General features: G+C 37.3%; 10 protein-coding genes. 5 read left to right on the forward strand and 5 right to left on the reverse strand.

Features of this window, described 5'->3' with window-relative positions:
• The coding region (locus ACY651_RS12390) for a redoxin family protein (protein ID WP_462253170.1) at window positions 1-428 on the forward strand (428 nt) is incomplete at its 5' end.
• Window positions 429-574: 146 nt separating this feature from the next.
• Here ACY651_RS12390 and ACY651_RS12395 read toward each other — a convergent pair.
• Window positions 575-955: a DUF779 domain-containing protein gene (locus ACY651_RS12395; RefSeq protein WP_462253172.1), complete on the reverse strand. Its 381-nt coding sequence runs from the start codon at window positions 953-955 to the stop codon at window positions 575-577.
• 73 nt (window positions 956-1,028) lie between these two features.
• Window positions 1,029-2,561, reverse strand: a complete 1,533-nt coding sequence (locus ACY651_RS12400; protein WP_462253174.1) for an aldehyde dehydrogenase family protein — start codon at window positions 2,559-2,561, stop codon at window positions 1,029-1,031.
• A gap of 152 nt (window positions 2,562-2,713) precedes the next feature.
• On the opposite strand from ACY651_RS12400, the gene ACY651_RS12405 reads away from it, so the two are divergent.
• A complete protein-coding gene (locus tag ACY651_RS12405; RefSeq protein WP_462253176.1) occupies window positions 2,714-3,637 on the forward strand; it encodes an AraC family transcriptional regulator in 924 nt (307 codons plus the stop codon).
• A gap of 12 nt (window positions 3,638-3,649) precedes the next feature.
• Here ACY651_RS12405 and ACY651_RS12410 read toward each other — a convergent pair whose 3' ends face one another.
• From ACY651_RS12410 to ACY651_RS12420, 3 genes are all read right to left on the reverse strand, one after another.
• Window positions 3,650-4,438: a DUF2452 domain-containing protein gene (locus tag ACY651_RS12410; protein ID WP_462253178.1), complete on the reverse strand. Its 789-nt coding sequence runs from the start codon at window positions 4,436-4,438 to the stop codon at window positions 3,650-3,652.
• A 97-nt stretch (window positions 4,439-4,535) separates the two neighbouring features.
• Window positions 4,536-5,633, reverse strand: a complete 1,098-nt coding sequence (locus tag ACY651_RS12415) for a hypothetical protein (RefSeq protein WP_462253180.1) — start codon at window positions 5,631-5,633, stop codon at window positions 4,536-4,538.
• Window positions 5,634-5,733: 100 nt separating this feature from the next.
• The gene (locus ACY651_RS12420; protein ID WP_462253182.1) at window positions 5,734-6,915 is read right to left on the reverse strand and encodes a class I SAM-dependent rRNA methyltransferase; all 1,182 of its coding nucleotides are present in this window, start codon (window positions 6,913-6,915) and stop codon (window positions 5,734-5,736) included.
• Between the two features lie 138 nt (window positions 6,916-7,053).
• On the opposite strand from ACY651_RS12420, the gene ACY651_RS12425 reads away from it, so the two are divergent.
• The 3 genes from ACY651_RS12425 to ACY651_RS12435 form a co-directional block, all read left to right on the forward strand.
• Complete coding sequence (locus tag ACY651_RS12425; protein ID WP_462253184.1) at window positions 7,054-7,602, forward strand: nucleotide exchange factor GrpE; 549 nt, start codon at window positions 7,054-7,056, stop codon at window positions 7,600-7,602.
• Between the two features lie 227 nt (window positions 7,603-7,829).
• Window positions 7,830-8,150, forward strand: coding sequence for a DnaJ domain-containing protein (locus ACY651_RS12430; protein ID WP_462253186.1), 321 nt, complete (start codon window positions 7,830-7,832; stop codon window positions 8,148-8,150).
• Window positions 8,151-8,228: 78 nt separating this feature from the next.
• Window positions 8,229-8,738: DnaJ C-terminal domain-containing protein (locus ACY651_RS12435; RefSeq protein ID WP_462253188.1), on the forward strand; the 510-nt coding region annotated here is incomplete at its 3' end.

Here is an 8,738-nt window from a genome sequence, read left to right on the forward strand (position 1 = left end):
TGTTTAGCTGCAACACCTGCCCTTACGTAATAAAAAATCAGCAACGTACCGTTGATATTGCAGCATATGCACAAAAAAATAATGTTGGCATTATTATTTTAAACAGTAACGAAGGCCAGCGTATTGATGATGACAGTTATGCTGCAATGAAAACTTATGCCAAACAACAAAACTACAATTGGAATTATGTGGTAGATAAAAATAATGAAATTGCCGATGCCTTTGGTGCCAAAAGAACACCGGAATGTTTTTTATTTAACAAGGATTTAAAATTGGTGTATCATGGCGCCATTGATGATAACCCAACTGATGCCGGTAATGTAAAACGATATCATTTAAAAGAAGCAATTAATGAATTAACTGCAGGAAAAGATATAAGTGTAAAAGAAAGCAGAAGTGTTGGTTGTGGTATTAAAAGAAAGTTGTAATAATTATTGCCGGTGAAATTAAACCGTTTTGAAACTGCACAGGTAAATTTTTGTGTGCAGTTTTTTTATATTTTAATTTAAAAAAATTGCTTGCAGCAAAATAATATTAATGCCAATTAGATTTTAAATCTTTTCAATTAAAAATATCAATCATTTTCAATTGGCAGCAACGCAGCCAGGTCTTCAATTTCATCATCACTAAATAATTTTGATTCGATATAAAAACGAACTCCTAAAGGAATTTCTAAAGAAAAACTGCTTCCTCTGCCGGGTGTTACATCCAAAGTTAACTGTGTATGTTTCCAGTATTCAAACTGCTCAGCTCCCATATAAAACTTACAGTCTGCAATTGTCCCTAAACAAACATCGCTTCCACCAACTTTAAATTCTCCGTCTGTAAAACACATGGGCTGGCTGCCATCGCAGCAACCTCCGCTTTGATGAAACATTAGTGGGCCATGCATTTTTTTTAACCGCTCAATTAATGCAAGTGCTGCATCTGTTGCTAAAATTCGTTTTACCGGCATTTATATTAATTTTTATTAAAAAGAAAAACAGTGGCCGTTAAGCCACCATTTTTCTTTCAGGGGTTTTCCTTTTTTAAAAAAATCCTAATTTTTGTTTGCTGTAAGATATCAGCATATTTTTTGTTTGGCGGTAATGGTTCAGCATCATCTTATGATTTTCTCTGCCAAAACCCGATTTTTTATAGCCCCCAAAAGGTGCATGTGCCGGATAATGATGATAACAGTTTACCCAAACTCGGCCAGCCTGTATTGCTCTTGGCACCTGGTAAATTTCGTGTGCATCTCTTGTCCATACACCTGCGCCTAAACCATACAATGTATCGTTAGCAATTGCAACGGCTTCTTCGGTAGTTTTAAAAGTAGTAACAGAAGTTACGGGGCCAAAAATTTCCTCCTGAAAAATACGCATTTTATTATGCCCTTTAAAAATGGTGGGCTTAATATAATAACCATGCTCTAATCCGCTGTTTTGATGAAAAGCTTCGCCGCCGCACAATACCTGTGCACCTTCCTGTTTGCCAATATCAAAATAACTCAGTATTTTTTTATACTGATCTTCCGATGCCTGGGCACCCATCATAACGGTACCGTCTAACGGATTTCCTAATTTAATGGCATTGGTGCGCTGAATAACTCTTTCCATAAATTTATCGTAAATATTTTCATGCACTAAAATCCTTGATGGGCATGTACAAACTTCTCCCTGATTTAATGCAAACATTACCGCACCTTCAATAGCTTTATCAAAAAAATCATCATCAGCGTCGGCTACCGATTCAAAAAATATATTAGGACTTTTGCCACCCAGCTCCATGGTCACAGGAATTAAATTTTCCGAAGCATACTGCATAATTAATCTTCCTGTGGTGGTTTCGCCGGTAAAGGCAACTTTATTTACTTTTGGCGATGAGGCTAAAGGTTTACCAGCCTCGGGGCCAAAACCTGTAACAATATTCAATACACCCTTTGGTAAAATATCTCCAATCAATTCCATCAGTACCATAATACTTGTTGGTGTTTGCTCTGCAGGTTTTACCACCACGGTACAACCAGCGGCCAATGCCGGTGCAATTTTCCATGTGGCCATCAGCAAAGGAAAATTCCATGGAATAATTTGTCCTACTACCCCAATAGGTTCATGTAAATTAATGCTTACTGTTGTTTCATCATGTTCACTAATGCTGCCTTCTTCGCTACGGATTACGCCGGCAAAATAACGAAAGTGATCTATCACTAACGGTAAATCTGCAGCCCTTGTTTCTCTCAATGCTTTACCATTATCAATGGTTTCTACAATGGCCAGGTACTCCAGGTTATCTTCAATTACCTGTGCAATTTTTAGCATGAGGTTGCTGCGATAACCGGCTGCCGTTTTACCCCATGTTTTAAAAGCTTCTGTTGCAGCATCAATAGCCTTAGCCACATCTTTTGCATTACCTCTTGCGGCTTGTGTAAATACTTTTCCATCAATGGGAGAAATGTTGTCGAAATAGTCACCACTATCCGGTGCCGTCCATTGGCCACCGATATAATGATCGTATCTTTCTTTAAACGCAGGACGTGCTGCCACATTGGTTTTGGGAGCAGCTGCTGTAGTTGTACTCATATAAAAGCGTTTTAATCGTTAATAATAACTCAATTTTAAAAATACTTTTATTTAAGTGCTGTATTTTAGTATTTTTCCATAGCACAATTGTACTTTTAACATAACAGGATTTACAGAAAATTCTTAATATTGAAATCTAAATAGCGATCGCTTTGCCGGTAAAAAATCATTTACAAAAAATTGATCTCACCCATCCAAAGTATTTACAAACTTTGGTAGAGAACCGCCGCATTTTTAATTTAAATAACTGCGAATTAAATGTTTTTGAAAGTTATAAAGAAACTTACCGTGTGCCGCTTACCTTCAGCGATTTTGTAATTACCAGTATGGTAAGAGGTAAAAAAGTAATGCATCTTTTTGATAAACCTGCCTTTGATTATTTACCCGGTGAAACTGTTATTGTACCTGCCAACGAAACGATGGTAATTGATTTTCCGGAAGCAGAAACGGATAACCCCACACAGTGTATTGCAGTTGCAGTTGATGAACAATACATGAACACTACTTTGCAATACCTTAATAATTTTTACAATAGCGATAAGCAGGATGCACACGAGTGGAAACTGCAGTTTAATAAATATCATTTTGATAATGATACAGAAGTAACCGGACTAATAAATAAATTAATTCGTGTGTGCAGCGGTGCTGATAAAGCTAAAAATATTTTTGCCGATCTTAACCTTAAAGAATTACTGATACGCTTAGTACAAAGCCAGTACCTGCAACAAATAAGTGCAGAGCTGCAGGATAGTACCAACCACAACCGCCAGCATTATGTGCTGCATTATATTCATGAACACCTTACCGAAAAAATTGCAGTAGATAAACTATGCCGCAAAGCTTACTTAAGCCGTAACATGTTTTTTATTTGGTTTAAAGAGCAGTTTGGCATTACACCACTGGAATTTATTAATAAAGAAAGAATAAAATTAGCCAAGCAATTATTAGCCGATAAGCGCAACAGCATTACCAGTGTAAGTTTACAATGCGGCTTTAGCGATGTAAATTATTTTGTGCGGTTATTTAAAAAATCAGAAGGCATTACACCCGGGCTTTACCGGGGATGTATGAATTGAAAAACTCTTTCATTACATTTCCACCCATGTATGATCGGCGAGTAATTTAACCTGGGCAATGTAATTTTTATACGCACTCCCTTTACTCCATTGTTGCGGACCAATCATAGAAAGAAAATGAGTGTCATCATTTTTTTGATAGAGATAATACACCGAACCTACCACAGGTGAAAAACTAAGTTTTGCATTATAGATGATCATGGACAATTCTTTACGCATTTGAATTTCCTGCGCCTGTAGGGCAAGCAATTCTATTTGCCTGCGTATCTGATCTAACTGCATATTGGTTTGCTCTTCCATTGCACTTAAAGCTTTGTGTTTTATTACACCTGCTTCCGTTGGTTTAATCATAGCACCAGATGCAGCCGATGCGTACGGCAGCACACTCATTTGCTTATGGTATATTTCTGTGTTGATATACTGTTTTCCATTTGCTGCAAATCCATCTTGTGTAATTTTTAAATATCCATTCTGTAATAACTCATGTTTTACTTTTAAAATTACTTCTTCATTTTTATAGAAGTAAATGTAAAATTGTATAGAACTGATCAATTCCATTTTTACACTTTCTGCAAAATCAGTGTCGGGATAATTATGCAAAGCATCGTCAGCCTGTAATTGATACTGGGAAGAAAATGCATCGTTTTCCAATGTTACCCAACTGTTATTTATGCTGATACCTTTTGTATCTGTGGTTCCGGCAATAATACAAATACCGGATTTAGGGCGGCTGCCCAATTCGTAAATTCCTTTTTCGGGAAACAGTTGCCAGGAACCAATAAAATTATATACAGATATCATGATACGGCAAATTAAAATTGCTGAGGGTATAACAATTAATCAGGCATATTGTTTTAAACAAATAAAAACTGTTTTCTGGCTTTAAATGGAAGAGAAACTAAAAAGATAACTCTCCCGTTTTCATATCAATGCAAGATGCTTCGGGTTGCCAGCTTGTTTTTGTTATATAAGGAATTGATTTTACTAATAATGGCCTACCTGATGCTGCTGTGCTAATTAAAGCACCTGCAACTCCGCCAATGAAGGCGCTAAAAGCCCTATTACCATTTCGTCTGTTGGTACTGCTTATGTAATTTGAAATAATAAAGCCGTCATCATATTTTTCAATTGGAATGACAACATCATCCTCGTATTTAAAAATTTCGCCGTTTTTACAAAGCCCCCAAATTGATAACGTATCGGCCTGGTTATTTGAATTCATCGAAATAAACTTAAGTTTCTTTTTGCCAATTGCAACAGGTGAAAAAATGGTTACTGATGGTTTGTTATCAAGAAATTCCTGAAAGTTTGCATAACCGCCTTCATTATAAACAGCAGCTGACAGAATAGGAATATTTACGGGTTGCTTTTCCTTTTCTACTATTTGTTCAATAGTAATTTTTTCCACGTTTTGTTCATTTAGAGTCACAGCATTTTTTAATGTTTGTTTAAGCATCAATTTAAATACATTTTCTATGTCTTCTCCATGCCATGCTGTTACATCTCCTCCACTCTGTTTCACAAAAACTGTATCAATAGCTGTAACAAATTTATACTGCTTTTCGTCAGAAGAAATATAAGCAAGGGCATTAAACTTTGTATAGGCGTACTCCATAAAACCAGTTTTTTCGCCAACCCGTAAATCTTTTAAAACCCAAAGTATTTTAACGCCATCTTCTTTATAATCGTTTTTATACATTTTTATAATATGCTCCTGCAAAAAAAACGTTAGTGGTTTTGATGGCATTATTTCTACTACCTGGTTTCCTAATCCTTTTAATACATAACCCAACTTTACGCTATCCCTTACCATTTGTATTATTTGTATGTTAGAAACATGAATCGATTTTTTAGGAAAATCTGCAACAGGAAACCGTGGCATTTTAATAACCTTAGATTTTTCAGGTTCGGATGAAGGGGCATTATCATTTTGTGCATTTGCAAAAAAAATGAAAAGAGTAAAGAGGATTAATAAATCTATTTTTTTAGCTATCATCTGGTATGTTATTTTTTGTTTTACACTAATTTGTTCAAATTTAAAACACTTAGGTTATCACACAACTATTGATAATTTCTACACTTAAATATCTACCGCTCTACAACACCTGCACAATCAAAAACTTTAAATAATGCGTATTCTCCTGCCCTCTTATTATGGGGTGATCGGCGCTTTGTGCATTAAAAACAACCTGACGTATTTTTCGTTTGGCATCTTTGGCGGCCATTTGTATAATGTCTAAAAATAATTCGGGTTGCACTAAATTGGTACAACTGGAGGTAACTAAAAAACCACCGGGCTTTACTAATTTCATCCCACGCAAATTAATCTCTTTATAACCTGCAACCGCTTTATCAATGGTACTGCGGCTTTTGGTAAAAGATGGTGGGTCCAGCATTACCACATCCCAGCGCTTATCTTCTTTGGTCCAGTTTTTTAATACATCAAATGCATTCACACAGTCAAAGCGGCAAATTTTTTCCAGGCCGTTTAGTGCTGCATTCTTATTGCACATGTCAATGGCGTTTTGAGAAATATCTAAACCCAATACAGATTTGGCGCCATAATATGCAGCGCTAATTTCGAAAGAGCCTGTGTAACAAAAAGCGCCGAGTACATCAGCATCTTTTACAATATGCTGTATGGCACGGCGATTATCCTGCTGATCTAAAAAGTAGCCGGTTTTTTGCCCGTTGGCAATATCAATATTAAATTTTATTCCGTTTTCGTTTATAACAATGTTGGTATCAAATTCGGCTGAAAGAAAACCTTTGTGCTGTTCCATTCCTTCCAGCTCACGAACGGGTACATCATTACGTTCATAAATACCTTTGGGCGTAAATATTTTTTCCAGCGCTTTTACAATTGCAGGTTTCCATACATCAATACCTAGGGCTAAAGTTTGTATCACAAAATAATCGTTGAATTTATCAATAATTAATTGCGGCATATCATCAGCTTCTCCAAAAATTAACCTGCAGTTTTCGCTGTAGCCAATTTTTTGGCGGTATTGCCATGCCTGTAAAATACGGTTGTAAAAAAAGTTATCGTCAATGTTTTCGTTTTTATCCCTGGTTAACAACCGTACCGATATTTGCGATTGCGGATTATAATAGCCACGGCCAATAAATTTTTTGTCGAATGTGAAGACATCCACAATTTCTCCAGGCTTTGCATTCGTGTCTTTTTCTTTGCCTGTATTAACCTCATTGGCAAATATCCAGGGATGCCCCAACTCTACCCTGCGGCTTATATTTTTGTTTAAAACAATGCTCTTCATGGCGTAAAGTTACCCATTTAGCTGTCAGGGCATTCAAATTGTCCACAGAAGCCCGTTAATTTTGCCAATTTGGCTGCAAAACAACGCTTGGCAAAATGTTTGACTGTTGTACCTTCGCAACCAATTTTTAAAATTAGTATGAAAGAAAAAGAAGCTATAACACAGGAGAACGAGAGCATGAATATTAATGCCGATGCCGATGTACCCGGTAATACCCATTTAAGCAACGAAGGCGCCGAAGAGGAACTGGAAAAATTGAAGACAGAAGTGGATGAACAAAAAGATAAATACCTGCGTCTTTTTGCTGAATTTGATAATTTTAAAAGACGCAGTGCAAAAGAAAGAATGGAGCTGATACAAACCGCCGGTAAAGATGTGGTAGTATCGATGCTGGAAGTGATGGATGACTGCGACCGTGCCGAAAAACAATTGCAAACCAGCGATGATGTTGCTTCAATAAAAGAAGGGATCAGTTTAGTGTTTAATAAATTGAGATCTACACTTAATAACAAAGGGCTTAAAGCAATGCAAAGCATCAATACTGAATTTGATGTTGAAAAACATGAAGCGATTACTGAAGTGCCTGCGGCAGAAAATATGAAAGGCAAAGTAGTGGATGAAGTGGAGAAAGGATATTATTTAAATGATAAGATTATAAGGTTTGCGAAAGTGGTGGTGGGGAAATAAGAGCCCCCTAGCCCCCTGAAGGGGGAAATGGAGAAGATTGTAGTGATGATTATATTATATGCTTCGCTCCTTAGTAGCAAAACATAATTAATAAAACACAATTAAAGTTGAATAAAGGTTTACTGCACAAGAGTGCGACGCCACCGAAGATGATTAGCATTAATAAATGCCGGGAACAAAAAAATTTAAAACTAAAAACCACTTTCTCTTTTTAGAGATAAGCGTACATGAAAAAAGATTTTTACGAAATTTTAGGGGTATCAAAAGCTGCATCTCAGGATGAGATAAAAAAAGCATACCGTAAAGTGGCTATGCAATTCCACCCCGACCGCAACCCCGGTGATAAGGCTGCCGAAGAAAAATTTAAAGAAGCTGCTGAGGCTTACGAAATTTTAAGCGATGCTGATAAAAGGGCGCAATACGACAGGTTTGGTCACCAGGCGTTTAGCCCGGGCCGTGGCGGTGGCGGCAGTTACGGCGGCGGCATGAATATGGATGATATCTTTAGTCAGTTTGGAGATATTTTTGGTGATGAAAGTCCGTTTTGAAGTTTTTTTGGTGGTGGCGGAAGAAGAAGCAGTGGCGGACGAAGCCGTGGCGTAAGAGGCAGCAACCTGAGGGTAAAAATAAAACTGAATTACGAAGAGATTGCAAAGGGTACTACTAAAACTATTAAGGTAAAAAAATATGTGCTGTGCAATACCTGCGGTGGCAACGGTGCTAAAGATAAAAATAGTGTAAGCACCTGCGGTACATGCGGTGGCAGCGGCCAGGTACGCAGGGTTCAAAATACTTTTTTGGGCCAGATGCAAACTGTAACTACCTGCCCTACCTGTAATGGCGAAGGCACTACAGTTACTAACAAATGTACTGCCTGTAAAGGTGAGGGAAGAGTGTATGGTGAAGAAACGGTAACAATAGATATTCCTGCTGGCGTACAGGAAGGAATGCAGCTCAATCTAAGTAGTAAAGGTAATGCGGGTGAAAGAGGCGGTACTCCCGGAGATTTGATCATCCTGATAGAAGAAGAAGGTCATAAGGAATTACAGCGTGATGGACTTAATGTCGCTTTTGATCTGCATATTTCTTTTACCGATGCCGTCTTTGGTACTAATCTGGAAGTTCCAACGATTGAT

It is taken from the genome of Ferruginibacter sp. (assembly GCF_031391665.1).
Classification (GTDB): Bacteria; Bacteroidota; Bacteroidia; order Chitinophagales; family Chitinophagaceae; genus Ferruginibacter.